This window comes from Streptomyces telluris, assembly GCF_024519335.1.
GTDB lineage: Bacteria > Actinomycetota > Actinomycetes > Streptomycetales > Streptomycetaceae > Streptomyces > Streptomyces telluris.
This window is the reverse complement of sequence record NZ_JANIID010000047.1, coordinates 14,038-38,448: the sequence shown is the minus strand read 5'-3', so window position 1 is coordinate 38,448 and position 24,411 is coordinate 14,038. Positions and strand designations below refer to the sequence as shown.

Sequence of the window (24,411 nt, the reverse complement as noted above, 5' to 3'; positions counted from 1 at the left end):
GGCACCCTCACCCGGGGCGGGCCGGCCCCAAGCACGCGAAGCCCTCCGTGCACCCGGAGCCAGTACCTGCCCGCTTTGCGGAGCTGACCAGCTCACAGAGCAACCCCTGTAGCCAAGGACCTGGCCCGGGCGCGCGAGGCCAGGGGAGCACTGGCCGGCCACTGCCGACCACGGTGCAGCGGTCCGGGTCGCTGGCGAGGGCGGCCGCGTACCGCGTCACCGCTTCTTTAAGCTTCTTGAACATGGCTGGCGTGACGACACGCACGCCCGGCGGCGGGGTGGCCTTGGCGTCGCAGACCGAGCTGGGATGCAGCATGACCGGCAGGGCCTCCACCTCGGCATTGTTCCCACTGAGCCAGCGGACACTGCCGCCGAGCTGGTCCATGTCCTTCTTCGCGATCGTGTCGGTGACACACCCCGTCTTCAGTTCGATCACTGCCTGCCGCGTCGCCGAGAGCGCCCACAGATTGTCCGGGCCCGTGCCGTACTGCTTCTCCGGGCGCGTGCTGACCAAGCCCAGGTGCTCGCCCAGACTTTGCCACGCCCGCTCGGCGTCATCGGAGCGCTCCTCCTCGCCCCACACCACATCCTCCAGCAGAGCCTGCACCCCGAGCCTCAGACCGGTGCCGTCGCTGTACCGGGCAGCCAGGAACCCGGCGGCGGCACGAGCCTGCACCGCGGCCGCCTTGAGCTGTATCGGGACAGCACCATTCACGGGGCGCAGCACGAACGAGTTGTCATTCAGCGCTCCAGCCAGGGCCTGCTGAGCGGCCACGGGATCGGTGAGGTGCAGGTAGGCAGCCTTCTGCTCCCGCAGCCAGCCCCGCAGCGCCTTGTCGCGATCGCCAAGGTCGTTCACGGCCCGCTGCATTTCTTCATCTTCCGCCCAGCCGCACACCCCGCGATGGCCTGCACCGCACCGAAGGCCCAAAGCCTCGGTGCAGCCTCTTCTGCCGTGTGCCCCCATGGCACGGGCTCGGTGCTGCCCGCCCGGAAGCGGAGCCGGGGGAAGCAGCCGCGCGGCCAATGGCCGGCCATCCGCCCCCGGGGCCCACACGTGAGGGGAGAAGCCGATGAGGCGCTGCCCCTGTATCGCTTCTCCCGCCTCAAAGCCTGCCGGGTAGGCAGAGGCTGTCCGTGGCATCAATCCATCCACCGCCTGCCCTCCACAAGGCCGGACTATTGACCTCCCTCGCCAGAACTAACGGACTTGGGAGCGATTGGTCTTGGGAATGCCGGTCGCTGGCGCGGTGGGCGGGTGCGCATGAGATCTTTCTCTTCATGAGTACACCACCAGACGGATTGCCGATCTACCGAGTCTTGACCGGCCCGGACGACGCCGTGTTCTGCCATCGTGTGAGCGAAGCGATAGCCCTGGGCTACGAACTGCACGAAGGCCCTGCGGTCACTTTCAACGGTGAGAGGGTCATCGTCGCCCAGGCGGTGGTATGGCCGGCACAGTCGTAGGACTCGTGGTCGCGGTCTGCCCGTAATGTGAGAAGGGCCGTACGGGGTAGGCGAGTTGTGACGCTTGCCCGGGCCTGTGCGGCCTGTTCCCATCCTGCCCTGTCCGGGGTCTCCCGTGCACACTTCGGTGAGTTGCTCGAGGACTTGCTCCGCGTTGGGAGGTCGCCCGTGAGCCGCCGGCGCTGTGCCAGTGGCGCGGCCAGGACGGGCGCCGGGCGGCAGGTGCCGGACCGAAGCAGCGGCTGGTCTTCGCGGGCCGGCTGCTGGTTACGTCGGCACGCCAGCTGCCAACAGCGGCCGGACCTCACGGACCGCGGGGAATACGTCCATAGGGAAGAATCCTGACGGCAACCTGGCGTCAGGACAGGAACAACGGTGCCAGCGTGGGCAGTAGGACACCGCGGTAGCGGCAGCCCCCAGGGAGAATCGTTCCGCAAGCCATAGCGCCCCGGCCGTCCCACCCAGAGCCAACACCAGATGTGTCCCGCCCACACGCCATGCCCTGGACCGCGCGTCCCCCGTACCATCATCATCTCGCCGGGTAGTGGTAGCAGCCACCCTCTTCGCGGACCAGGGGCCGAGCCTCCTGACCACTAACCCTTGCCGGCCGCTGTCGGGGAACCTTCAGCTTCCCCACCGGCCCCAGAGGGTTCGCTGCCACTCGTCAGCGTCGGGGCCGGGAAGACTTATTGGAGGCAACGATCCCTGCGCGGTCTCGATCAGGTGCACCAGCGACCACGCGACGCCATAGCAGTCATCCGGGCCGAAGCAGCCGGCCAGCGCATGCGCCTCCTCCGCCGTGACGGGCGAGGGGATGGCTTCGAGCTGCCTCACTCGCCGCTCGATCTCTTCCTCGTCGGCTTGCCAGTCCGGCAGAGCGCCATCGGCGACAAACGCCTGAACTTCGGGTCTCATCCGCGAATGATCAGCTGCCGAGCATGGCCCAGGCAAGCGCAGACGCAACAAAGAGTGGCTTTGGTTCACTCCGAAAGCGAGACGACGAGGACAGCGAGACCATCACCCCAGTACGCGATGCACCACTCAGCCTTGAACCACAGGGCCGATGGTTCAACGGCTGGCTCAAAGCAGGCTGGTCACGTGACTGATCCTGCCTCCGACGAAGGTGTGGAGCCCGGCCACGGCCAGGCTCAGGGGCGAACCGGCATGGGGCAGGGTGGCCTGGTGACCGCGTTAACGACGCCTCGCCCGGTCAGACGCGTCTTGAGGCGCGTCCGACGGGTTGGGCAAGCACAAGGGTGGCGTCGGACAACCCTAGTAATCGAACGTTTCGAAGGTGACGACTGCGGTCTCCTCGCCTTCCCAGCGGAGGTCCACCCTCACCTCATCGGCCTGAAGGCTGCCCGGCGGCCTGAGGACGCCAAGGGCGAGCCCTTCCTTCCGTTCCACCACGCTGTCGGAGCCCACACCGTCCGGCTGGACCCGCTCTCCGGAGAGCGAAGCGAGCCAGGGGCGGGCCTCGGCGCGCGGCATGCGGAAGGTCCCCGACTGGGTGTGGCCCGCAAGGCCGCCGCTGAGCTCGGTGCACCGTTGGTCGGTCGTATGGTCGGGAAGAACCCAGCCCATGGCGTACATGGCCTCCGAGCAGGCCATTTGGCGTTCTTGAAGGCCTTCGTCAACGGTGTTCTGGCCTCCGGTGACGACGTACGCGAGGCCGCCTAAGGCTGCAGTCGCGGCTAAGGCGGCGAGCCACAGTACTTTGCGGCGCTTCGGGCGAGGGGCGGGCGCTGAGATCTTGGTGGCTATAGGCACCAAGAAAGTATGACCTAAGGGCATGATCGCAGTTCGATCTGGAGATACGAGACCAACTTGCCACTGACGCCAGTGTTCGCCGTGCCGGCAGTCATGCTTCGTCGGCCACAAGAGCGGCCGGTTCGCGGTGCTGTGCGCGGTCGGCGGGATGGGCAAGGCAGCGGTGGCCGCGCAACTGGCCGCCCAGGCCGAATCTGCGGGCTGGCGAGTGGGCTGGTTGCGATGGTGCGCCGGCGTCGAGCCGGCACAGCAAATGGTGCAAGGTGGCTCTAGCCTGCGGCCTGCTCGAGGTAAAAGCTGGCGGCCGCCCAACGGGCTGTTCAAGCTCCGCTCCGCCACAGGTGACCACGATGTCGAAGTACCCACGCCCACACGCCCCGACGGCCAGGGAGTCCCGCATGGTGGGCGGCGACCCAGCCGCCTCGACGGCCGCGTTCGTGAAGTACGGCGGCTGGTACTGGTACGCCCAGTGGTGCACCACCGTCGCCCCGGGACAGGCCGAGTCGAACGGCGGCAGGCCGTGGAGGAGGCTCGGGTCCGCCGGGTAGCGAGCAGGGTGGACACGGTGGCCCGGCGGAGCGACGACGCTCCGCCGGGCCCTTTCCGCCGCCTAGGTTGACGTGTCAACCATCGAGTTCATAAGGTCATGGTTGACACGTCAACCTCATCGGGAGGCCCCCATGGCCCACTTCCCCCATAAGCCCGCCGTCCGCCTCGGCGCCGCCGCGCTCCTCGCCGTCACCGCGCTCGGGCTGAGCCCGGCCGTCGCCCAGGCCGCGGACTGCCCGCCGGCCGGGACCGCCACCCGGACCGCCCCGCCGAAGTTCGCCGACCGCACGCTGAAGATCTCGTACGACAACGGCTTCGTCTTCCGACTCGCCTTCGACGGCGCCAGTACCGCCCACTGGAAGGTCCTCGCCGGCCAGGACCCCGCCGAGGGCACCGTCAAGGTGTCTCACCGCGAACTCGCCCCCGGCGTCTACCGGCTGAAGTGGACCGAGGCCGACGGCACCAGCGTCGAACAGGTCCAGGACTGGCGGCACCGGACCGTCCGCGCGGTGATCCGGTTCGAACAGGACGGCAAGGAGCAGCGGCTGGACCTCAAGGGCACCTTCACCACCGTGTGCTGAACCCGTTCTAGGGTTGCTCCGTGAGCGAGCAGACGCAGTGGCTGGACCAGGACGAACGACGGGCGTGGCGCGGCTACGTCGCCATGAGCGAGATGCTCGAGGCGCGGCTGGGACAGGACCTGCGGAAGGCCGGGCTGTCGAGTGCCGACTACACGGTCCTCGTCCTGCTCTCGGAAGCACCGGAACGGCGTCTGGGCCTCGGCGAGCTGGGCGCCGAGGCCCAGTGGTCCAAGAGCCGGGTCTCCCACCAGATCCGCCGCATGCAGGAACGCGAGCTGGTCGAGCGCACGGAGGACGCGGACGACCCGCGCCGCGCCCGGGCCGAGCTCACCGAGCGCGGCGCCGAGGCCCTGCGCGCCGCGGCCCCGCTGCACGTGGCCGGCGTCCGCCGGTACTTCCTGGACCACCTCACACGCGAGCAGCAGGTCCAGCTCGTCGAGATCGCCCGCAGTGTCCTGCCGCACCTGGGGCCGGCGCCGCTGCCGTCGGAGCTGCGGGAAGGTGATGGAGGGGGAGGAGCCTGACGGAACCGCGTACTGCATCGTCGCCGGCGGAGGAAGGGGCGTAGGCGCCGCCGCTGCCCGGCTTCCGCGCTTCGGGGCGCCATGTCGTCTCCTCCGGGCACCACGTCGTGGCCTCCGGGTGGTGGGCCGGGCCGCTACGGGGCCTCGCGGAGGAGGGGGGAACCCTCGCCCACCTCTCCGGCATGGGCGGCCCCGAGGCCGTCCAGGTGCTGGTGGACGTGGCGGTGGTTGCCCAGGGGCGGCTCGATTCGGTGGGCTTGTGCTGAGTGCGGGCATTGGGCGCAGCGGAGCCGTGGGGTGAGCGGTCGCCCGAGGTCTGGGGGAGGAGGCCCCGTGGACCCAATGTCACCGGCGGGGTGTCTCCCTGCACGTCTGGAAGCGGTGGTCGGGCGAAGCCGCCGCGCGGCCGGTGGCCGGCTCATCGGCGGGCGGGCTCAACCCCGCGAGTGCGGGGCGAGGGAGTTTTTGCCATGCGATGCCGTTCCGGAAAAATATTTCCGCTGATTCGTTCGGCAAAGTCACGGAAAGCATGTGGTTGGTCACTCGGGAATTACGAAATGGCGTGTTCGCGCCCGAAATAAGGGCTGACCGGCGGCGATTGGAGACGTTCCGTTGATTGTCGTACGATGGCGGGCGTCGCTTTTGCGTCCTCGGTGATCTCGTCGCAAGTGAGCCCGGACCACCGCTGATCAAGTTCCTCAGGTTCGTCGTGCGCAGCCGCCCGGTGTCCGCTACCAGGGATTTTCGGCAGAGCCGCCGGGCCGTTTCTCGCTGCGCGCGGCTGAATTCCGTCCAGTGTTGGAAGGTTTGGCCCGGAAGACGATGTCGTCCTGCGGCGCGAGCCGACGAAAAGGGCGGTAGCCGCAGGGCCTGAGAGGTGCACGGGCTGCCGTCGGACTTTGTCTCCGGCAGAACGGAATACACGTCGTGGATGTGAGCGCGGCCAATCGAAAAGGCCTCAGCCTCTTCGCCCTGATCATGATCGGGCTGGGGTCCATTTTCGGCTCCGGGTGGCTCTTCGGGGCCGGTCAGGCGGCTCAGGTCGCGGGCCCGGCCGCGCTGGTCGCCTGGGTGATCGGCGCGATCTTCATCGGCATGATCGCCATGTCCTACGCCGAGGTCGGCGCCGCCTACCCGCTGCCCGGCGCCATGGCCCGGTTCGGTTCCATCTCGCACGGGCCGGTGCTCGGCTTCATCACGGGCTGGGCCGTGTGGATCGCGACCGCCTCGCTGATCCCGATCGAGGCCATCGCGGGCACCCAGTACATGTCCTCGTGGAGCTACGGCTGGGCCCGCGACCTGGTCGCCGACGGCAGCCTCACCGGCACCGGCATCGCGATGGCCCTGTTCCTGACCGTCGCCCTGTGGCTCGCCTGCTACTGGTCGGTCGAGCTGCTGGCGCGGGCCAACAACCTGCTGACGCTGGTCAAGTTCGCCATCCCGGTCCTCGCGGTCGGCGCGCTCATCGCCTCCGGCTTCCACACGGACAACTTCACCGCGCACGGCGGCTTCGCCCCGAACGGCTGGTCCGCCGTCCTCACCGCCGTCACCGCCTCCGGCGTCGTCTTCGCCTTCAACGGCTTCCAGGCCGTCGTCAACCTCGGCGGCAACGCCAAGAACCCCGGCCGGGCCATCCCGCTCGCCCTGGTCGGCGCGCTCTCCCTCGGCCTGGTCATCTACCTGGCTCTCCAGGTCGCCTTCCTCGGCGCCGTCCCCCCGGAGAAGCTCGCCGAGGCCGGCGGGTGGAGCGGCATCAACTTCGCCTCGCCCTTCGCGGACCTCGCCAAGCTGCTGATGCTGCACTGGGTCGTCACCATGCTCCAGTTCGGCGCCTTCATCTCGCCCAACGGTGCCAACATCGGCAACGTCGCCTCCTCCGCCTACCTGGCGCAGAACCTCGCCGACACCGGCTTCTTCCCCAAGAAGATCGCCGAGGTGCACCCCCGCTACGGCGTCGCCCGCCCCGCGATGTGGCTCAACCTGGGCTTCTCCATCCTCCTGTTGCTGACCATCGGCCACAGCTGGGAGGCCCTGGCCAGCGTCGTCTCCGCGGCGATGGTCGTCTCGTACCTGATGGGCCCGATCGCGGTGGGCGTCTTCCGGCAGACCAAGCCGGAGCTGCCCCGCCCCTTCCGGCTCCCCGCCGCCAAGATCCTCTGCCCGCTCATCTTCGCCTTCGCGGCCTGCGCCCTGTACTGGTCGAAGTGGCCCAACACCGGCAAGGTCACCCTGCTCACGCTGGTCTCGGTGCCCATCGCCGCGGTCGTGCTGCGGCGACGTGGCGAGAACCTGCGCCGGCAGTTCGCGCCGGCGTGGTGGTTGGTCGGCTTCCTGCTGTGGCTGTCGCTGCTGTCGGCCCTCGGCAGCCCGGAGTTCGGCGGCCACGGGGTGATTCCGGGCGGCCTCGACACCGCTCTGGTCGGCGTCTCGGCCCTGGGCTTCTACTTCTGGGCCGTGCGCGCGGGCGTCCAGGCCCACCGTGCGGGTCTGCCGGGGCCGGACCCGGTGCTCGGCGGTGCGGGCGGCAACGTGCCCGCCCAGACGCGCCACGACGAGGAGCCCGCGCAGGCCGCGGTCTCCTAAGCGGCGCGCCCCACACGCACAGCAGCAGGCCGGCCCCGGACGTTCCGGGGCCGGCCTGCCGCTTGTGCGGCACCGACGCGCGGCCGGGTGCCCCGGGGTGGGGGACCGCCGGCTCGGGGCGCGGAGGGGCCGGAGTCGGTGCCCTGGAGCAGCTGACGGCCGGGCCGGCTCCGACCCATCGCGGAAGCGGATCCTGCCGGCCTCCTGACCGGCCCGTCACGAGCTCTTCTGGAGGCGCTCCACAGCCTGAGCAGGGGTGTCGTAGTAGCCAGGCCGTGCCAGCAGGACTGAGCTGAAGTAGTAGCCCTGCTCTCCCTCCGGCTCATCGTCGGCTGCGAACGGACGCCAGAAGCTCAGCAGCAAGTCCGGGGCGATGAATGAAGCATCGTCGTCAGGATCTTCCTCGATCGAGGTGAACTCACCGACGCGCCGGACAACCTCGCGGGCCGGAAGCGCGAACACGTTCACACCCTGGAACACCACTCGGTCCGTCTGGGACGACGGCCTTCCCAGCTCGATGGCTTCGAGCATGTCGCGCATGCAGTGGATGCTGATCATCAGCCCGCTGGGACGGAAGACGTGCTGCCCCGGGCGATCAGACTCCGAGATCGCCGAGAGGTCGCGGAGCGAGTCCAGCGCCGTGTTGGCCGCGTGCCGGGTCATACCTATCCGCAGCGGGCCGACGCCGGTCGGTGGGGCGAGGTCGAAGTCCATGCGGGCATGATCCCAAACAGTTCTGCCGACGCGTCACGAAGCGCCATCCAGTCCCGGCAGGTTGCAGCTGCCGCCTGCCGCCTGCCGCCTGCCGCCTGCCGCCTGCCGCCTGCCGCCTGCCGCCTGCCGCCTGCCGCCTGCCGCCTGCCGCCTGCCGTGTGCCGTGTGCTAAGTGGCCCGACCCGGGCCGCCGCACCCCCGTGGCGGCGGCCCGGTCCCGGCTCAGCTCAGCCGGGTTGCGGCGTAAGCCTCGATGGCGGCCCGCTGGTACGCGGCCAGGCCCGGCGCGATCGACTCGTACACCGCGTACCAGTGCTCGTTCTCCACGCAGGTGCGTCCGAGCGCGCGGAACTCCTCGGCGGTGGCTGCCCGGATCCGGGCCAGCGTCCGGTACTGGGTGTCGATCTCGGCCTGCACCTCATCGGCGTCGGCGGGCAGGCCGGTGGCCAGCAGCTCGGCCAGCCGGATCATCTGCGCCGTGCGCTCGCGCTCGTCGGCCTCGATCTCGGCCTCGGTCCATGCCGAGGTGTGCCGTTCGGCGGCCCCGACCAGCTCCGGGAAGTCGTCCAGGACCTTTATGCACCGGGCGGGCCCGAGACCCTCGAACAGGTTTTCCGGTCGGCTGATGGTGATCATGTCTGTGCCGTCCTTCCTGGACCGCTCCAGGTCGGTGATCGTGCGGGCGACGGTGCCGGCCAGGGCGTCCAGCCGGTCGCGCTCGGCGAGCAGCCGACGGTAATGGCCGCGCAGGGCCTTCAGCTCGTCGACCTGCGCGGCCAGGATCCGGCCGATTTCAGGCAGTCCCAGGCCCAGCGCCCGGAGCACGAGGACCTGCTGCAGCCGCAGCAGTTGGCGCTCCTCGTAGTAGCGGTGGCCGTTGGTGCCGATCCAGGCCGGCGGCAGAAGGCCGATCTCGTCGTAGTGCCGCAGCGTCCGGGCCGTTACACCCGACATCCGGGCGACCTCTGCGATCGGCCAGGCCATCGCTGCCTCCCTCACACGCGCTTCACCGGGCCGGAATCTCCGGCCTTGCTCATGACGGTAGAGGCTTCCGCTGCGGCAGCTTCAAGCTCAGATCGCAGGTTTCCGGGTCGCGCGCCGGTCGGCGACCACCCCCCTCTCATGGACAGAGCGGGGGCCCGCGACTCCAACCACCCCCGCACCCCATCCCGGGCGCGGTTACGGCGAAGGCCGGCCCCCGTCCCGACGGACGGGGGCCGGCCTTCGCCGTAACCGGTGTGCGGTGCCGGGATCCGGGATCAGTCGTCCGCAGGGCGAGTCGCGGCGGCCGCTCGCTGCTGGACGTAGCCGACTACGGCCAGGGCCAGGGCCAGGCCGCCGGTGGAGTACAGCTGGATGCGGGTGTCGGTCTCCAGGCCCATCAGGACCAGGGCGCCCGCGACACCTGCCAGGGTCACCCAGGTGAGGACGGGGAAGGCCCACATCCGGACCACGAGCTTCTCGGGTGCTTCGCGCTCCAAGCGGCGGCGCAGGATCAGCTGGGAGGCGGCGATGAAGCCCCAGACGATGAGGACGACGCCGCCGACCATGTTCAGGAGCCAGGCGAAGACGGTGGTGGGATACCAGTACGAGAGCAGGACGGCGAAGAAGCCGAAGGCGGAGGAGGCGAGGACCGCGCGGCGGGGCACGCCGCCGGAGACCTTGCCCAGGGCCTTGGGGCCCTGGCCGCGGGAGACCAGGGAGTAGGCCATGCGGGAGGAGCCGTAGATGTTGGCGTTCATCGCGGAGAGCAGGGCGATGAGGACGACGACGTTCATGATATGGCCGCCGCCGGGGACGCCGAGGCGGTCGAGGACGGCGGCGTAGGGGCCGTTCTCGGTGACGGAGCCGTCGTCCCAGGGGAGCAGGGTGACGATGACCATCATGGAACCGACGTAGACGATGCCGATGCGCCACATGGTGGTCTTGACGGCTTTGGCGACGCCGCTGACGGGGTTCTCGGATTCGGCGGCCGCGATGGTCACGGTCTCCAGGCCGCCGTAGGCGGCGAGGGAGGCGAGGAGGCCGATGAGCAGGCCGTCCATGCCGTTGGGCAGGAATCCGCCGTCGTGCAGGAGGTGTGCGGCGCCGGGGGCTTCGTTGCCGGGCAGGACGCCCGCGATGGCGAGTGCGCCCAGGATGAGGAAGAGGGCGATGGCGCCGATTTTCAGGGCGGCGAACCAGAATTCGAATTCGCCGAAGTTGGAGACCGCGGCCAGGTTGCTGCCGCAGAAGACCGCCATGAAGATCAGGACCCACATCCAGGACGGGGTGCCCGGGAGCCAGCCCTGGACGATGTGGGCTGCGCCGATGGCTTCGATGGCCACGCCGACGACCAGCAGGGTCCAGAACATCCAGCCGGCGGTGAAGCCGGCCCACGGGCCGATCGCGCGGTCGGCGTGGACGGAGAAGGAGCCGGAGGCGGGGTTGGCGGCGGACATTTCGCCGAGCATGCGCATGACGAACATGACGAGCAGGCCGGACGCGGCGTAGGCGAGCACGATCGAGGGGCCGGCGGCGGCGATGCCGGCACCGGAGCCTACGAAGAGGCCCGCGCCGATGACGCCGCCGAGGGCGATCATCGAGAGGTGCCGCTGCTTGAGTCCGTTCGACAGGGGGGAGCCCTGCGGGGCGTCCTCTGTCTGCGGGGGAGGTGTGGTGGTTGTCCGGCTCATGGTCGCGCCTGTCCAATATGCGAGATCGGGAATGTCGAGTATGGGCAGGCGGCCGAAGATCCGGTTAACTCGTCCGTTATCCGGACAGTCACTTCACGGAGCGTGATCGTTTCGCAGCAGCCCCGTACGTACGGGGGCGAAACGCCGCAACTGCGGACCCGGTTGATTCTCCTGCGCCGGGCAGGACTAGCGTCAGTGATCACGAAGCGAGTCTGCCGCAGAGATCGCGCCAGGCCCACACGGGAAGCAGAAGAAGCTGACGCCCGAGTAAGCAAGCGGGCCACGCGGACGCCGCAGCCACCGCAGCAGACACCGCAGTCACGCAGACACGCAGAAGCGGGCGCCGCGAAGAGCGGACGCACGGACGCACGAAGGGGGAGCACCGAGATGACCGGCCGTACCCACCTGATCGAGAGCCTGATGGAGCGCTTCCCGCACATCCCGCGGGAAGCCGTGATCAAAGAGGACCTGCTGCGCGGAGGCATGGCCTTCGACGACTCCGCCCTCAGCGACACCACCAACGAAGCCACCGGCGGGATCAAGCCCAAGTCGTACTTCATCTTCTCCTTCGACCACCGCACCCTCCCCGAGCTCGGCGCCGCTGCCCTGCGCCGCCCGCCCGAGGAGATCGTGCTGACGGGCGGCCCCTACGAGCTGCGCCGCACGGTCGTCTCCGTGCGCGTCAACCCCGCCTCGCCCTACCGGGTCCAGGCCGGTCCGGACGGCAGCCTGGGCCTCTACCTCGACGGGCGGCGGATCTCGGACGTGGGCCTGCCGCCCATGCCCGACTACTACCGCGAGACCCTCCCCAACGGGAAGTCCGTGATGGAGGTCGCCCCGACCATCCAGTGGGGCTACCTCGTCTACCTGACCGTCTTCCGCGTGTGCCAGTACTTCGGCGCCAAGGAGGAGTGCCAGTACTGCGACATCAACCACAACTGGCGCCAGCACAAGGCCGCCGGCCGCCCCTACACCGGCGTCAAACCGGTCGAGGAGGTGCTGGAGGCGCTGGAGATCATCGACCGGTACGACACCGTCCGGGCCTCCCAGGCCTACACCCTGACCGGCGGCGCCATCACCTCCAAGGTCGCCGGGCTCGGCGAGGCCGACTTCTACGGCCGCTACGCCCAGGCCATCGAGGAGCGCTTCCCGGGCCGCTGGATCGGCAAGGTCGTCGCGCAGGCCCTGCCCAAGGCGGACGTGCAGCGCTTCCACGACTACGGCATCCGCATCTACCACCCCAACTTCGAGGTGTGGGACGAGCGGTTGTTCCAGCTCTACTGCCCGGGCAAGGAGCGCTACGTGGGCCGCGACGAGTGGCACCGGCGGATCCTCGACTCCGCCGACGTCTTCGGCGCCCGCAACGTCATCCCCAACTTCGTCGCGGGCGTGGAGATGGCGACCCCCGACGGCTTCGCCACCGTCGACGAGGCGATCGCCTCCACCGCGGAGGGCCTGCGGTTCTTCATGTCCCACGGCATCGTCCCGCGGTTCACCACCTGGTGCCCCGAACCCACCACGCCCCTGGGCAAGCTGAACCCGCAGGGCGCACCGCTGGAGTACCACGTACGGCTGCTGGAGGTGTACCGGGCGACGCTGGAGGAGTACGGCCTGGCCTCCCCGCCCGGATACGGGCCGCCCGGACCGGGGCAGGCCGTCTTCTCGGTGAGCTCCTTCATGGACAGCCTCCCCGCCGCGGACGAGCAAACCCCCACGGCCGAGGAAACCCCGTTGTCCGCCGTCCGCCGCGACGGTTAGGGTCGGATCATGGTTCCGGGCACGCTCTTCCGCTGACGCTCTCTCCGGGAGCCGCCCCCACGGCGCGCTCCCGCATCGGTGATCTGCATCTGCACAGCAACACCACTCCACCGAGAGACGAGCCTTCAGCATGCCTTCTCAGCCCTCTCAGCCCTCTCAGCCTTCCCAGTCCTCTCAGGACTCCCAGCATTCCCAGCCCTCCGAGCCCTCCGAGCCCTCTCAGGCTTCGGGCCGTCAGACGTCCGCCGACCGCGCCCCGTTCACCCACTGGCTGCGCGAACACGCCACCACCCTCACCACCCTCACCACCCTCGACCCGGACGCACCGCTCGACGACCTGGGGCCCCTGCAGGACCTCATCGGCGACGCCCGCGTCGTCGGCATCGGCGAGAGCTCGCACTTCATCCACGAATTCGACCTCGTCCGCCGACGCCTCCTGCGCTTTCTCGTCGAGCGCTGCGGCTTCAGCGTCCTCGCCTTCGAGTACGGATTCAGCGAAGCCTTCGACCTCGACACCTGGGTCCGGGGCGCCGGCCCGGACGGCGACCTCGAACGGCTCACCGGAGCCGCGCTCCCCATAGGCATGCAGGAGCCCCTGCGCTCGCTGCGCCTGCACAACCGCACGGCGGCCCGGCCCGTACGGTTCGCCGGGATCGACATCCCGGCCGCGGGCGGCTCGCTGCTGCCCGCGCTGCGCCCGGTCGCCGACCACCTGCGCGAGGCCGACCCGGAGGCGCTGCCGCTGGCCGAGACCGCCATCGACATCGCCGGGCGGTTCGCCGGCGAATCGGGGGCCTCCGCAGCGCCCGCGTGGGCGCGCCTGGACGCCACGGAGCAGGACGCCCTCACGGCCGCGCTCGCCCGCCTCCTCGTCCGTTTCCGGGCCACCGAGCCCTTGCAGGTCGCCCGGACCGGCCGGTACGCGTACGAGGTCGCCCTCCGGCGGCTGGAGGCAGCGTCCCACGCGGACTACACCGTCCGGGCCATGGCCGCCCTCTTCGCGGGCACCGGGCTCACAGCCGACGCCTCGTCCCGCGAGATCTACATGGCCGGGTCCATCCTGTGGCACCTGGAACACGCCGATCCGGACGCCCGCGTCGTGCTGATGGCCCACAACGCCCACCTCCAGAAGGAGCCCGCTGTCTTCGACGGATACCCGATGGCTCTGCCCATGGGCCAGTTCCTCCACCGCGCCCTCGGTGACGATTACTTCGCCCTGGGGGTGTCGAGTGTCGGCGGCCGCACGGCGGAGATGCGGCTGGAGGAGAGCACCCGGTTCGGCTTCACCGTCGACGACACGGCGCTGGAAGCACCGGAGCCGGGAAGCATCGAGGCCGCCTTCGCCGGTGCCGTTCCGGCCGACGCCGTCGGTCTCGCCGGGCTGCGCTCCGCACCCCGGGGCGACGGCACGCCCGACCGGACCCGGATTCAGAGCGCGTACGTGCACACGCCGGTGGCCGACGCCTTCGACGGGATGCTTTGCGTCCCGTCCTCCCGGGTGGCCGACGGCATCGACATCTGATCGCGGCGTCGGCATCTGATCGCGGCGTCAGCGTCTGATCGCGGTGTCGGCGTCTGGCCGCGTCTGATTGCGTCTGATTGCGTCTGGCCGCGGCGTCGCCGTCCGGCCCGCCGGTCGGCGGTAGCCTCCGCCCTGTGACACCTGATCTTGATCACGAGCTGATCGCGGTGGCGGCGGAGCTCGCCGCAACCCGTGCCCAGGGCGACGTGCACACCATGGCGGCGGCCGTCCGCAACCGGGACGGCCGCATTGCCACGGGCCTCAACGTCTACCACTTCACCGGCGGCCCGTGCGCCGAGCTCGTGGCGGTCGGGGCGGCCGCGGCCGCGGGCTCCTACGACCTCACCACCGTGGTGGCCGTCGGCAGCGACGACCGCGGCGTCATGCCGCCGTGCGGCCGCTGCCGACAGGTCCTCTTCGACTACTTCCCGGAGATCGAGGTCATCGTCAGGACAGGAGCGGGAGCGGGAGCGGGAACCGGCACAGGCTCAGGTACGGGTTCAGGCACAGGTGACGGCACCGACGACTTGCGCGCGGTGCCGGTGCGCGAACTGCTGCCGCACGCCTACGATTTCGCCGATCGCCACGTGTGACAGCGCCGGTCAGCGGTCCGGTCAGTGGCTCAGGCGCGTCGGGGTGTGCGTGGTCTCCTCGATGTCCACCCCCGCCTTGTCGAGCAGCTGCTCGGACAGGTCGCGTAGCGCGCGTGCCGCCGCGACCTCCTCGCCGACGCGCTGCTGGGAGGGGTCGGCGGGGTTGCGGTTGCTCCTGCCGACCGCCGTGAAGTCCGTGCCGTCGTGCATGTGCAGCCGCACCGCCGCCTGCGTCAGCGCGCCGGCCTCGCGGAACTCCATGTCGATGGGGCTTTCGACGATCTTCTCCGTGGTCATCACACACCTCCCGGGTCCGTCACTGCCGCCCTGTTGCGCTCCAGCAGGTCGATCACTTCCTCGTCCGGGGTCTGGGAGAAGTCCTGGTACCACTCGCCGACCGCGAAGAAGACGGTCGGAGTGCTGAGGCAGACCAGCTCGTCGACCTCCGCGCGGAGCGCTTCCGCCGCGTCCGGCGGCGCCACCGGTTCGGCGAGCACTACGCGGGCGGCGTCCTGGGCCCGGACCACGCGGCAGGCGGCCGCCGCGGTGGCGCCGGTGGCGATGCCGTCGTCGACCACGATCGCCGTACGGCCTTCCAGGGGGATGCGCGGGCGGCCGCCGCGGAACCGCTCGGCCTGGCGGACCAGGTTCGCCTCCTCGCGCTGCTGTATCTCGGCCAGGTCGTCCTCGTCCACGCGGCCCATCCGGACGATGTCGCTGTGGACGACCCGCACGCCGCCCTCGCCGATGGCGCCGAAGCCCAGCTCCTCGTGGAAGGGCACCCCCAGCTTGCGTACGAGCACCACGTCCATCGGGGCTTCGAGCGCCTGCGCCACCTCGTAGGCGACGGGCACGCCGCCGCGTGGCAGGCCCAGGACGACGGGGTTCTCGGCGCGCAGGTGGCCCAGCTGCTCGGCAAGGCGGCGGCCGGCGTCCACGCGATCGCGGAATCTCATGATCCACCTCTTCTCCCGGAGCTCCGGGGCTCCGGAGAACGAGGGAAGCCATACATCCAATATGGTCAGATTCCCGCGGATAGTCCACGCCGGGGGCGGGCCGGGCCGGTGCCCCCCGGCCGGGGGCGGCTCAGCCTGCCTCCAGCGCCGCCCGTACCCGTGCCGCCACCTCCGCCGCCTCCTCGTCCGACGCGTAGCGTCCCCGGGGCCAGAAGAAGCCGCGCAGCCCGTCCTTGCGGTTGCGGGGCACGACGTGCACGTGGAAGTGGGGCACCGACTGGCTCACCCGGTTGTTCGCGGCCACGAACGACCCGGCGGCACCCGTCCCGCGCTCCACGGCCCCCGCGATCCGCTGCACCCGGGCGAAGAACGGCCCCACCTCGTCCGCAGGGAGGTCGGTGAGCGTCTCGGCGTGCCGCCGGGGCACCACCAGCACGTGGCCGGGGAAGAGGGGCCTCGCGTCGAGGAAGGCGACCGCCGTGCCGTCCTCGTAGACCCGGTGGGCGGCCGAGCCGCCCCCGGCGATCGCACAGAAGATGCAGGCAGCCTCGTCAGCCTCGTCCATGCCCCCAGTGAACCGCAGCCACCGGCCCACCGGCCCACCGGCCCACCGGCCCACCGGCCCACCGGCCCACCGGGCCGCGGGTCCGCGGGCCCACCAGCCCACTGGTCCTCCCCGCCTCTCCGGCCCTCCCAGCCCCACCGTCCCGGACCGGCCCGCACACCGCCGATCCGGCGTTCTCCGCGGCCCGCCCGTGACGCGCCCGGGCGCCCGGGGGAGGGATCACCCATGCCCCTCCACGTCGGCACCTCGGGCTGGCAGTACAAGGACTGGCGCGGCGTCCTCTACCCGGACGGCTGCCCGCAGCGGCTGTGGCTGGAGGAGTACGCCAAGGGATTCGCCACCGTCGAGAACAACAACGCCTTCTACCGGCTGCCGCCGCCCGGAACCTTCGGCGACTGGCACGACCGCACCCCCGCCGGCTTCGTCATGGCGGTCAAGGCCAGCCGCTACCTGACCCACATCAAACGCCTCCGCGACCCCCAGGAGCCGGTCGGGCGGTTGATGCGGCACGCCGCCGCGCTCGGCGACCGGCTCGGTCCCGTGCTGCTCCAGCTGCCGCCCACCCTGCGCGCCGACCCCGGCCTCCTGGACACCGCGCTGGGCTGCTTCCCCGACGGCGTCCGCGTGGCCGTCGAGCCCCGCCACGACTCCTGGTGGACCGACGAGGTCCGTGCCGTGCTGCGCGGCCACGGTGCCGCGCTGTGCTGGGCCGACCACGGTTCCCGGCCCGTCACCCCGCTGTGGCGGACGGCCCCCTGGGGGTACGTGCGCTTCCACAGCGGGCTGGCCCGGCCCTGGCCGCGCTACGGGCGGGCGGCGCTCGCGAGCTGGGCCGGGCGCATCGCCGACACCTGGCCCGACCGGGCCCACGTCTACGCCTACTTCAACAACGACCCCGGGGGAGCGGCCGTCCATGACGCCGTCGCCTTCGCCCGTACCGCCGCCCGTCTGGGGCGCACGGTGAGCCGCACTCCGGATATGCGCGCCTGAGCCCGCACCGATGCGCCGTGTACCCCGCTTCCGGCGGCAGCGGAACCGGGAACGCCGGACGGGGCTGCCCCGTCCCAGCCAGTGTGGCCCAAAACGCGCACGGCTGGGGGTGCCGTGCGTACGGGGAGGGGGGCGCACGACGTGGACGGCGAGCAGCAGCGACATCGCCTACTGGCCGGGCGGTACCGGCTCATCGATCAACTGGGCGCCGGCGGCATGGGTGTGGTCTGGCGTGCCGTCGACGAGCTCCTCGACCGGGAGGTCGCCGTCAAAGAGGTCCGGGCCCCGGACCACCTGCGTGAGCACGACGTCCGCGTCCTGTACGCGCGCCTGAAGCAGGAGGCCCGCGCCGCCGCCCGGGTCAGCCACCCCAACGTGATCACCGTCCATGACGTGATCGAGCAGGAAGGCCGTCCCTGGATCGTCATGGAGTTCGTCCGCGGCCGGTCGCTCGCCGAGATCCTGCAGCACGAGGGCGTGCTCACCCCCAAGGAGGCCGCCAAGGTCGGCTCGATGGTGCTGCAGGCCCTGCGCAGCGCGCACTCCTCCGGCGTCCTGCACCGCGACGTCAAACCGGCCAACGTCCTGCTGGAGCCCAGCGGCCGGGTCGTGCTGACGGACTTCGGCATCGCCCTGGTGGAGGGCTCCGGCACCCTCACCCGCACCGGCGATCTCGTCGGTTCGCCGGACTACCTGGCGCCCGAGCGCGCCCTGGGCCAGCGGCCCGGCACTCCGTCGGACCTGTGGTCGCTGGGTGCCACGCTGTACGCGGCGGTCGAGGGCGTCTCACCCTTTCGCCGTACGTCGGCGCTCGGCACTCTGCAGGCCGTCGTCCAGGACGAACTGCCCACACCGCGTCGCGCCGGGCCCCTCACCCCGCTCCTCGAAGGGCTCCTGCGCAAGGACCCGCAGACCCGCATGGGATCGACCGAGGCGCAGCGGCTGCTGGACGCCGTCGCTTCCGGCCGGACGCTCACGCAGCCCGACCTGGCGGGCCCGGAGCCCGCCGGATACGTGCCCACTGCGCGCTCCACGCCCACCCCGTCCCCGTCGGCTTCTCCGCCCGCCGATCCCAGGACCACCTACGGGTCGGGCTACCGGTACGGCTCCGGCGCCGGCTCGTACGGGGGTCCGGCGCCGTCGGGCGCACGCGCGGGGACGCCGTCGGGCGCACCCGGAGGAAGGCCTCCCGCCCCACCTGTCGGGACGCCGTCCGCCACGCCGTCCACCACACCTGCTGGGCCCCCGTCCGGCGCACCTGCCGGGACCCCATCCGGCGCGCCCGCCGGGAGGCAGTCCAGTGCGTCCGGCGGTGCAGCCAGGAGCCCGGCCTACGGATATCCGGTGCCCGCCCCGGGGCCGGCACCCGCCCCTTTCCCGACACCCACGCCTACGCCGACGCCGTCGCCGACTCCCGTCCCGGTCCCGGTCCCGGGGCTGGCCCCGTACCCGCTGCCGGCCCCGGGACCCGGCCCGGCTCCGGCACCCGGCCCGGCCCCCGACCCCGACGCCCCGCGCCGCGGCTGGCCCGTCTACCTGGGCCCGCTGCTGGCACTGATCCTCATCGTGGGCGGCACCGTGGCCGGGGTCCTGGCTGCCGGCGGATCGGGGGACCCGGACAACGGGCATCAGCCGGGCGGCGGGACCACGGGGACCGCGCGCCCCCCGGACACCTCCCCTACGCCCGACGGCTCGGGCGGCACCGGTGAGTCCGGCGGACCGGGGACTCCCTCGCCGCACCCCAGCCCGTCGGGCCACGCGACGGACCATGCGCCGACTTATCCCACCACCGAACCCACGAAGAACCCGCCCGGTACGTGCAACGGGGGCTGGGTCACGAAGTGCGCAACACGCTGACGAGAAAGCAACTGACGAGAAAACAACTGACGAGAAAGAACAACCGACAAGGAACAAAGGAACAACCGAAAAGGAACAACCGACAAGGAAGAACCGGCTTTCGGGGGGTATACACATGCAGCTGGTGTCCAATCCGTTCCGGGAGAAGTGGCGGGAATCCGCCCGGCCCCGTACCCGGCGTGCGCTGTCACGGCGCCGCCGGATCCAGGCCGTCGCCCTCTTCACCGTGCCCGTGCTGATAGGGGGCGCGAGTCTCGCCGGGTGCGGCGCATCGGGGAAGAAGAAAGCGGTCAAGCTGGTCCTGGAGGCAGTGGGGGAGGCCGGCGCCTTCCCGTTCACCGAGCACCCGGACACCGACCTGCGGAACGTCGTCTCCGCCTCGCCCGGCGGGGGCGAGTGGCAGGGCGACGAGCGGGGCGCGTTCGGCGGGGTCCAGGGCACGACGCGCTGCGACAAGGCCTCGCTCATCAAGCAGATCACCGAGGACCCCGACAAGGCCCGGGCCTGGGCCGCGGTGAAGAACATCGACGAGCGCAGCATCGGCGAGTACATCAACAAACTCACCGAGACCTACCTGGAGTTCGACACGCTCGTCAAGAACCACGACTTCCGGGACGGCGAGGCGGCCGAATACCTGTCGGTGCTGCAGAAGGGCGTGCTCGTCCTCGTGGACGACTACACGGCGCCTGCCGTCAAGTGCAACTGCGGCAATCCGCTGGCGGAGCCGGACCGCGGTGTGGACACGAAGGACGCGTCGTACTCGGGCACCCGCTGGAAGTCGTTCTCCACCACGGAGGTCACCGTCATCAAGGCCCGCACCAAGGAACAGGGCCCGGTGAAGCAACTGCCGCTGGTCGACCCCTTCCAGGGCGACAAGGCCTTCGACCGCAGCGTCGGCAGCGACGGCAGCAAGGACAGCAAGCACTTCCGGTGGGATCCGCCGAAGACGCGCCCCACCCCGGGCGCGGGCGGGCCGTCGGGTTCGTCCGGCCAGGGCAAGCCGGGGTCCCCCTCGGCCGGTTCGCCCGGCGCGGGCTCGTCCGGCTCGGGTTCGTCCGGTACCGGGTCGCAGGATCCGTCGGGCAGTTCCTCGGCGCAGGGAGGGCCGGGCAGCGAGTCTCCCTCGGGGGCAAGTGGTGGGACGGGTACGGGCGGTTCGTCGCAGTCGCGGAAGCCGGGCACCACGGCGCCCGGAACCGGGCGGCCGACGCCCTCGCGGACGAAGCCTCCGGTCTCCACGCCGTCGAGGGCGGTCATCCCGCCCACGACGTCCAGGCCGGTGACGCCGACCGCCACGAGGACGGTCGTGCCGGCCTCGCCCAAGCCCGTGACACCGACGGGGGCCAAGCCGGTGACGCCCACGGCCGCCCGCCCGGTGACGCCCACCGCGGTGAAACCGGTGACGCCCACGGCCGCGCGCCCCGTCACGCCGACCGCGGTCAAGCCGGTCACCCCGACCGCGGTGAAGCCGGTGACGCCGACCGCCGCCAAGCCGGTGACCCCGACCGCGGCCAGGCCGCCCGTAGCCCCCACGGCCGCCAAGCCCGTGACGCCCACCGCCGCCAAGCCTGTCGCACCCACCGCGGCCAAACCCGTCGCGCCGACCGCCGCCAAGCCCCCTCCCCCTACCGCTGCCAAGCCCGAAGCGCCCACGCATCACCCGCCGGCCACCAACCCGAAACCCCCACCGGCCACCAACCCGAAACCCCCGCCGGCGACCCACGCACCGGCGCCCCAACCCTCCTAATCCGCGGCAAGCAGGGACAAACGACTGTCACGGTACGTTGTCCCTGCAAGTAAGAGGCCGTCCATATACAGGGGTGCAGCATGGGGATGATGAAAGGTGCCAACGTCCGGATTCCGGCGCCGGCGGTGCGGGTCGAGCTGGGGTGGAACGCGGCTCCCGGGGTGCCGGACGTCGACGCCTCCGCCCTGCTGCTCGTGGGCGGCAGAGTCCGTTCGGACGCCGACCTCGTCTTCTACAACCAGGCGGTGCACCCCTCGGGCGCGGTCCGTCACGAGGGCAAGCAGCCGGCGGGCGCCGGTGTGACGACCGACCGCCTGACCGTGGACCTGGCCGCGGTCGAGCCCGCCGTCGAGACCGTGGTGCTCGCCGCCTCGGCCGACGGCGGGGCCTTCGGGCAGGTGCCCGGCCTGTACATCCGCGTCATGGACGCCTCCGCCGGTACGGAGCTCGCGCGGTTCGACAGCACCGACGCCACGATCGAGACGGCCTTCGTCCTGGGCGAGCTCTACCGGCGCCAGGGCGAGTGGAAGTTCCGGGCGGTCGGCCAGGGCTACAGCAGCGGGCTGGAGGGCCTGGCGACGGACTTCGGCATCACCGTCGACGAGCCCCAGACGGCCGCCGCACCGGCCCCGGCACCCGCCGCCCCCGCCCCGCACTCCGTCCCGGCCGCCATACCGGCACCGCCCGCCCAGGCTCCCGCGGCGCCGCCCGTGCAGCCGGTCGCCCCGCCGCCCCCGCCCGTGGCGCCGCCCGCGCCCCAGCCGGTGCGCCTGACGAAGGTCACGCTCACCAAGGAATCGCCGACGGTCTCGCTCACCAAGCAGGGCGGCACGTCCGGTTCGCTGCGCGTCAACCTCAACTGGGGCGTGCAGAAGCAGTTCAAGGGGTGGGCCCACAAGTTCGGCAAGGCGATGGCCATGCACTCGGACCTGGACCTGGACCTCGGCTGCCTCTTCGAGCTGCGCGACGGCTCCAAGGGCGTGGTGCAGGCGCTGGGCAACTCCTTCGGTTCGCTGCACAACCCGCCCTTCATCCACCTCGACGGCGACGACCGCACGGGCGCGGTCGAGGCCGGTGAGAACCTCACCGTCAACCTCGACCACATCGCCGACTTCCGGCGCATCCTCGTCTTCGTGACGATCTACGAGGGCGCCCGGAGCTTCGCCGGGCTCCACGCCACGGTCACGCTGCAGCCGCAGCACGGCGCCCCCGTCGACTTCTCCCTCGACGAGTGCACCGTGCTCTCCAACGTCTGCGCGCTGGCCCTGATCACCAACAACAACGGGGACCTCGTCGTCCAGCGCGAGGCCCGCTACCTGGTGCCGGACCGCGGCGTCAGCCCGCAGCGCACGCTCGACCACGCCTACGGCTGGGGCATGAACTGGACGCCGGGCCGCAAGTGACCGGCGCGGGCGCTCAGGGCGCGGCCTCGGGGCGGGCGTACGTCCGCCCCTTCCAGGCCGCGCCCCGGCCCCGGTAGTGCTGGACCGCGGAGTCCACGGTCATCAGCAGGTAGAGCAGGGCGGTGAACGGCAGCAGGGGCGCCAGTGCCAGGGGCTGGCGGTAGTAGCGGAGCATCGGCACGTAGGTCCCGGCCATCACCGCCCAGGCGGCGGCTCCCGCCGTCAGCAGGAGGGCTTCGCCGGTCAGGGCGCCCGCCACGACGGCCACCGGCGGCGCCAGGTAGACCACGGCCAGCCCGGCGACCGTCCCGGCCAGCAGGAGCAGGTTGTGGCGCAGCTGTGCGTAGGCGCTGCGGGAGACCATCCGCCACAGCTGCCCCAGGCGCGGGTACGGGCGCACGCTGTCCACGCGGTCCGCGAGACCCAGCCAGATCCGGCCGCCCGTGCGCCGTACGGCCCGTGCGAGCGTCACGTCGTCGATCACGGCCTGGCGGATGCTGTCGGGGACGCCGGCCCGCTCGGCCGCCTCGCGGCGCAGGAGGACGCAGCCGCCCGCGGCCGCGGTCGTCCGCGCGCCCGGCCGGTTGATCCACCGGAACGGGTACAGCTGGGCGAAGAAGTAGACGAAGGCCGGCACGATCAGCCGCTCCCAGGCGGTCGCCACGCGCAGCCGGGCCATCTGCGAGACGAGGTCCAGGCCGCCCGAGCGGGCCGCCGAGACGAGCTCGCGCAGGCTGTCCGGAGCGTGGGCGATGTCAGCGTCGGTGAGCAGCAGGTACTCGGCGTCGGTGCGGGCGCGGGCGAGCGCCATGCCGTGCCGCACCGCCCACAGCTTCCCCGTCCAGCCCGGCCCGGGCTCCCCGGGGGAGTCCACGGTCAGCGGCAGCCCGCCGTGCTCGGCCGCCAGGGCCCGGGCCAGGTCGCCGGTGCCGTCGGAGCTGCCGTCGTCGACGAGGAAGATCTCGGCCCGGCCGGGGTAGTCCTGGGCGAGGAGGGAGGGGAGGCTGGAGGGGAGGACTTCGGCCTCGTCCCGGGCGGGCACCACGATCGCGACCGACGGCCATTGCGCGGGCGGTGTGCGCCCGGGCAGCCTGACGTCCGTCCGCCAGAAGAAGCCCTGGCCCAGCAGCAGCCACACCCACGCGGCCAGGGAACCCACAGTGATCCAAGTCAGCGCGCTCATCCGTCGAAGTCTGCCGCAGACGAGGCCTTCGGTCCGGGAAACGGAGCGAACCCGGCCCGGGCGGACCGGCCGTTCGTGGCCGGGTGCGGCGCCCGGCGGGCCGTCCGGCTCCGGCCATCGATTAAAGTGACCGGGTGAAGATCGCGCTCATGGACTCCGGCAACGGTCTGCTGGCGGCGGCCGCCACTGTGCACCGGCTGCGGCCCGATGCCGATCTGGTCCTCTCCTCCGACCCCGCCAGCATGCCGTGGGGCCCTCGTACGCCCGAGGACGTCATCGAGCGCGCCCTGGGCTGCGCCCGGGCCGCGGCCGCCCAGGGCCCCGACGCCCTGATCATCGCCTGCAACACCGCGTCGGTGTACGCGCTGGCGGCGATAAGGGCGGAGCTGGAGCCGGAGCTGCCGGTCATCGGCACGGTGCCCGCGATCAAGCCCGCCGCGGCGGCCGGCGGCCCCGTGGCGATCTGGGCCACCCCGGCCACCACCGGCAGCCCGTACCAGCGCGGCCTGATCCGCGACTTCGCGACCGGCGTCGAGGTCACCGAGGTGCCCTGCCCGGGGCTGGCGGACGCCGTCCAGCACGCCGACATGGCCGCCGCGGACGCGGCGATCGCCGCCGCGGCCGCCCTCACGCCCCGCAATGTAAGGGGCGTCGTCCTGGGCTGCACCCATTACGAGCTCGTCGCGGAGCGTATCCGTGCAGCCGTCGAATCCCGGCTGTCGCCGGCGGTGCCGCACCTGACCCTGTACGGCTCCGCGGAGCCCGTCGCGGCCCAGGCGCTGCGCCGGATCGGAGCCGCGCCGGCCCCCGACGCCGAGCCGTCGGGGCGCCTGACGGTGCTGCTCGGCGGCCGTGAGGGCGCCATGGAGGCGGCCTCCCTGACCTACCCCGAGGGACGCTCCCTCCTCGAGGCCGCAGCCGTGCGTCCCTGACCACCCGATCCGGTGCGGTCCGCGCATCACCCCTGCCGTGGT

23 protein-coding genes and 1 pseudogene are annotated in these 24,411 nt (G+C 71.5%); 14 read left to right on the top strand and 10 right to left on the bottom strand.

The genetic code is table 11. The features are described from left to right. Nucleotides 1–7 precede the first annotated feature (7 nt). Nucleotides 8–871 carry a hypothetical protein gene (locus tag NQU55_RS33180; protein WP_240977066.1) on the bottom strand — a complete coding sequence of 288 codons (864 nt, stop codon included), beginning with the start codon at nt 869–871 and terminating at the stop codon, nt 8–10. Between the two features lie 410 nt (nt 872–1,281). On the opposite strand from NQU55_RS33180, the gene NQU55_RS33175 reads away from it, so the two are divergent. Then, nucleotides 1,282–1,467: a DUF1737 domain-containing protein gene (locus NQU55_RS33175; protein WP_168096823.1), complete on the top strand. Its 186-nt coding sequence runs from the start codon at nt 1,282–1,284 to the stop codon at nt 1,465–1,467. Between the two features lie 624 nt (nt 1,468–2,091). On the opposite strand, the gene NQU55_RS33170 is transcribed toward NQU55_RS33175, so the two are convergent. Further along, nucleotides 2,092–2,382, bottom strand: a complete 291-nt coding sequence (locus tag NQU55_RS33170; protein WP_256791695.1) for a hypothetical protein — start codon at nt 2,380–2,382, stop codon at nt 2,092–2,094. 357 nt (nt 2,383–2,739) lie between these two features. Next, nucleotides 2,740–3,237 (bottom strand): hypothetical protein, encoded by a 498-nt coding sequence (locus NQU55_RS33165; RefSeq protein WP_168095561.1) that lies wholly within the window; start codon nt 3,235–3,237, stop codon nt 2,740–2,742. Nucleotides 3,238–3,635: 398 nt separating this feature from the next. Here NQU55_RS33165 and NQU55_RS33160 point away from each other — a divergent pair, with 398 nt between their 5' ends. The 5 genes from NQU55_RS33160 (at nt 3,636) to NQU55_RS33140 (ending at nt 7,474) form a co-directional block, all read left to right on the top strand. Then, nucleotides 3,636–3,785 carry a hypothetical protein gene (locus NQU55_RS33160; protein ID WP_168095562.1) on the top strand — a complete coding sequence of 50 codons (150 nt, stop codon included), beginning with the start codon at nt 3,636–3,638 and terminating at the stop codon, nt 3,783–3,785. Nucleotides 3,786–3,917: 132 nt separating this feature from the next. Beyond that, nucleotides 3,918–4,367, top strand: coding sequence for a MoaF-related domain-containing protein (locus NQU55_RS33155; protein ID WP_168095563.1), 450 nt, complete (start codon nt 3,918–3,920; stop codon nt 4,365–4,367). 20 nt (nt 4,368–4,387) lie between these two features. Continuing rightward, a complete protein-coding gene (locus tag NQU55_RS33150; RefSeq protein ID WP_206329937.1) occupies nt 4,388–4,891 on the top strand; it encodes a MarR family winged helix-turn-helix transcriptional regulator in 504 nt (167 codons plus the stop codon). A 107-nt stretch (nt 4,892–4,998) separates the two neighbouring features. Continuing rightward, a complete protein-coding gene (locus NQU55_RS33145) occupies nt 4,999–5,157 on the top strand; it encodes a hypothetical protein (RefSeq protein ID WP_168095564.1) in 159 nt (52 codons plus the stop codon). A gap of 661 nt (nt 5,158–5,818) precedes the next feature. Further along, nucleotides 5,819–7,474: an APC family permease gene (locus tag NQU55_RS33140; protein ID WP_168095565.1), complete on the top strand. Its 1,656-nt coding sequence runs from the start codon at nt 5,819–5,821 to the stop codon at nt 7,472–7,474. A gap of 216 nt (nt 7,475–7,690) precedes the next feature. Here NQU55_RS33140 and NQU55_RS33135 read toward each other — a convergent pair whose 3' ends face one another. The 3 genes from NQU55_RS33135 to NQU55_RS33125 form a co-directional block, all read right to left on the bottom strand. Next, complete coding sequence (locus tag NQU55_RS33135) at nt 7,691–8,188, bottom strand: hypothetical protein (RefSeq protein WP_168095566.1); 498 nt, start codon at nt 8,186–8,188, stop codon at nt 7,691–7,693. A gap of 222 nt (nt 8,189–8,410) precedes the next feature. After that, complete coding sequence (locus NQU55_RS33130; protein ID WP_168096990.1) at nt 8,411–9,172, bottom strand: MerR family transcriptional regulator; 762 nt, start codon at nt 9,170–9,172, stop codon at nt 8,411–8,413. 275 nt (nt 9,173–9,447) lie between these two features. Further along, nucleotides 9,448–10,863: an amino acid permease gene (locus NQU55_RS33125; protein WP_256791694.1), complete on the bottom strand. Its 1,416-nt coding sequence runs from the start codon at nt 10,861–10,863 to the stop codon at nt 9,448–9,450. Nucleotides 10,864–11,250: 387 nt separating this feature from the next. Here NQU55_RS33125 and NQU55_RS33120 point away from each other — a divergent pair, with 387 nt between their 5' ends. From NQU55_RS33120 to NQU55_RS33110, 3 genes are all read left to right on the top strand, one after another. Next, on the top strand, nt 11,251–12,621 hold the full coding sequence (locus NQU55_RS33120) for a radical SAM protein (RefSeq protein ID WP_256791693.1): 1,371 nt from the start codon (nt 11,251–11,253) through the stop codon (nt 12,619–12,621). Between the two features lie 130 nt (nt 12,622–12,751). Further along, the gene (locus NQU55_RS33115) at nt 12,752–14,143 is read left to right on the top strand and encodes an erythromycin esterase family protein (protein ID WP_256791692.1); all 1,392 of its coding nucleotides are present in this window, start codon (nt 12,752–12,754) and stop codon (nt 14,141–14,143) included. Nucleotides 14,144–14,277: 134 nt separating this feature from the next. Further along, the gene (locus tag NQU55_RS33110) at nt 14,278–14,736 is read left to right on the top strand and encodes a cytidine deaminase (protein WP_168092561.1); all 459 of its coding nucleotides are present in this window, start codon (nt 14,278–14,280) and stop codon (nt 14,734–14,736) included. A gap of 21 nt (nt 14,737–14,757) precedes the next feature. Here NQU55_RS33110 and NQU55_RS33105 read toward each other — a convergent pair whose 3' ends face one another. The 3 genes and pseudogenes from NQU55_RS33105 to NQU55_RS33095 form a co-directional block, all read right to left on the bottom strand. Next, nucleotides 14,758–15,033 carry a DUF1876 domain-containing protein gene (locus NQU55_RS33105; RefSeq protein WP_058042985.1) on the bottom strand — a complete coding sequence of 92 codons (276 nt, stop codon included), beginning with the start codon at nt 15,031–15,033 and terminating at the stop codon, nt 14,758–14,760. A 26-nt stretch (nt 15,034–15,059) separates the two neighbouring features. Next, nucleotides 15,060–15,692, bottom strand: a pseudogene (locus NQU55_RS33100) (phosphoribosyltransferase); the annotation flags it as partial. Between the two features lie 130 nt (nt 15,693–15,822). Next, entirely contained in the window at nt 15,823–16,257 is a 435-nt protein-coding gene (locus NQU55_RS33095; protein ID WP_168092559.1) for an HIT family protein, read from the bottom strand. A gap of 225 nt (nt 16,258–16,482) precedes the next feature. Between NQU55_RS33095 and NQU55_RS33090 the strand changes: the two genes are divergently transcribed. The 4 genes from NQU55_RS33090 to NQU55_RS33075 all read left to right on the top strand — a co-directional run bounded on the left by NQU55_RS33090 (nt 16,483) and on the right by NQU55_RS33075 (nt 22,254). After that, nucleotides 16,483–17,247, top strand: a complete 765-nt coding sequence (locus NQU55_RS33090; protein WP_168092558.1) for a DUF72 domain-containing protein — start codon at nt 16,483–16,485, stop codon at nt 17,245–17,247. A gap of 114 nt (nt 17,248–17,361) precedes the next feature. Next, nucleotides 17,362–19,104: a serine/threonine-protein kinase gene (locus NQU55_RS33085; RefSeq protein WP_256791691.1), complete on the top strand. Its 1,743-nt coding sequence runs from the start codon at nt 17,362–17,364 to the stop codon at nt 19,102–19,104. A 115-nt stretch (nt 19,105–19,219) separates the two neighbouring features. Then, entirely contained in the window at nt 19,220–20,851 is a 1,632-nt protein-coding gene (locus NQU55_RS33080) for a DUF6777 domain-containing protein (RefSeq protein ID WP_168092557.1), read from the top strand. Nucleotides 20,852–20,931: 80 nt separating this feature from the next. Further along, nucleotides 20,932–22,254 (top strand): TerD family protein, encoded by a 1,323-nt coding sequence (locus NQU55_RS33075; RefSeq protein ID WP_168092556.1) that lies wholly within the window; start codon nt 20,932–20,934, stop codon nt 22,252–22,254. A gap of 13 nt (nt 22,255–22,267) precedes the next feature. Here the strand turns inward: NQU55_RS33075 and NQU55_RS33070 are convergent, their stop codons facing one another. Continuing rightward, nucleotides 22,268–23,437, bottom strand: coding sequence for a glycosyltransferase (locus NQU55_RS33070; protein WP_168092555.1), 1,170 nt, complete (start codon nt 23,435–23,437; stop codon nt 22,268–22,270). A gap of 134 nt (nt 23,438–23,571) precedes the next feature. Here NQU55_RS33070 and NQU55_RS33065 point away from each other — a divergent pair, with 134 nt between their 5' ends. Further along, nucleotides 23,572–24,369 (top strand): glutamate racemase, encoded by a 798-nt coding sequence (locus NQU55_RS33065; RefSeq protein ID WP_168092554.1) that lies wholly within the window; start codon nt 23,572–23,574, stop codon nt 24,367–24,369. Nucleotides 24,370–24,411: the final 42 nt, after the last annotated feature.

Bases quoted from the DNA above. Each gene is read 5' to 3' on its own strand.
- NQU55_RS33115 (WP_256791692.1), top strand. From the start codon at position 12,752: ATGCCTTCTCAGCCCTCTCAGCCCTCTCAGCCTTCCCAGTCCTCTCAG.
- NQU55_RS33135 (WP_168095566.1), bottom strand. From the start codon at position 8,188: ATGGACTTCGACCTCGCCCCACCGACCGGCGTCGGCCCGCTGCGGATA.
- NQU55_RS33105 (WP_058042985.1), bottom strand. From the start codon at position 15,033: ATGACCACGGAGAAGATCGTCGAAAGCCCCATCGACATGGAGTTCCGC.
- NQU55_RS33170 (WP_256791695.1), bottom strand. From the start codon at position 2,382: ATGAGACCCGAAGTTCAGGCGTTTGTCGCCGATGGCGCTCTGCCGGAC.
- NQU55_RS33080 (WP_168092557.1), top strand. From the start codon at position 19,220: ATGCAGCTGGTGTCCAATCCGTTCCGGGAGAAGTGGCGGGAATCCGCC.
- NQU55_RS33120 (WP_256791693.1), top strand. From the start codon at position 11,251: ATGACCGGCCGTACCCACCTGATCGAGAGCCTGATGGAGCGCTTCCCG.
- NQU55_RS33180 (WP_240977066.1), bottom strand. From the start codon at position 871: ATGCAGCGGGCCGTGAACGACCTTGGCGATCGCGACAAGGCGCTGCGG.
- NQU55_RS33155 (WP_168095563.1), top strand. From the start codon at position 3,918: ATGGCCCACTTCCCCCATAAGCCCGCCGTCCGCCTCGGCGCCGCCGCG.
- NQU55_RS33070 (WP_168092555.1), bottom strand. From the start codon at position 23,437: ATGAGCGCGCTGACTTGGATCACTGTGGGTTCCCTGGCCGCGTGGGTG.
- NQU55_RS33160 (WP_168095562.1), top strand. From the start codon at position 3,636: ATGGTGGGCGGCGACCCAGCCGCCTCGACGGCCGCGTTCGTGAAGTAC.
- NQU55_RS33175 (WP_168096823.1), top strand. From the start codon at position 1,282: ATGAGTACACCACCAGACGGATTGCCGATCTACCGAGTCTTGACCGGC.
- NQU55_RS33090 (WP_168092558.1), top strand. From the start codon at position 16,483: ATGCCCCTCCACGTCGGCACCTCGGGCTGGCAGTACAAGGACTGGCGC.
- NQU55_RS33130 (WP_168096990.1), bottom strand. From the start codon at position 9,172: ATGGCCTGGCCGATCGCAGAGGTCGCCCGGATGTCGGGTGTAACGGCC.
- NQU55_RS33095 (WP_168092559.1), bottom strand. From the start codon at position 16,257: ATGGACGAGGCTGACGAGGCTGCCTGCATCTTCTGTGCGATCGCCGGG.
- NQU55_RS33075 (WP_168092556.1), top strand. From the start codon at position 20,932: ATGGGGATGATGAAAGGTGCCAACGTCCGGATTCCGGCGCCGGCGGTG.
- NQU55_RS33125 (WP_256791694.1), bottom strand. From the start codon at position 10,863: ATGAGCCGGACAACCACCACACCTCCCCCGCAGACAGAGGACGCCCCG.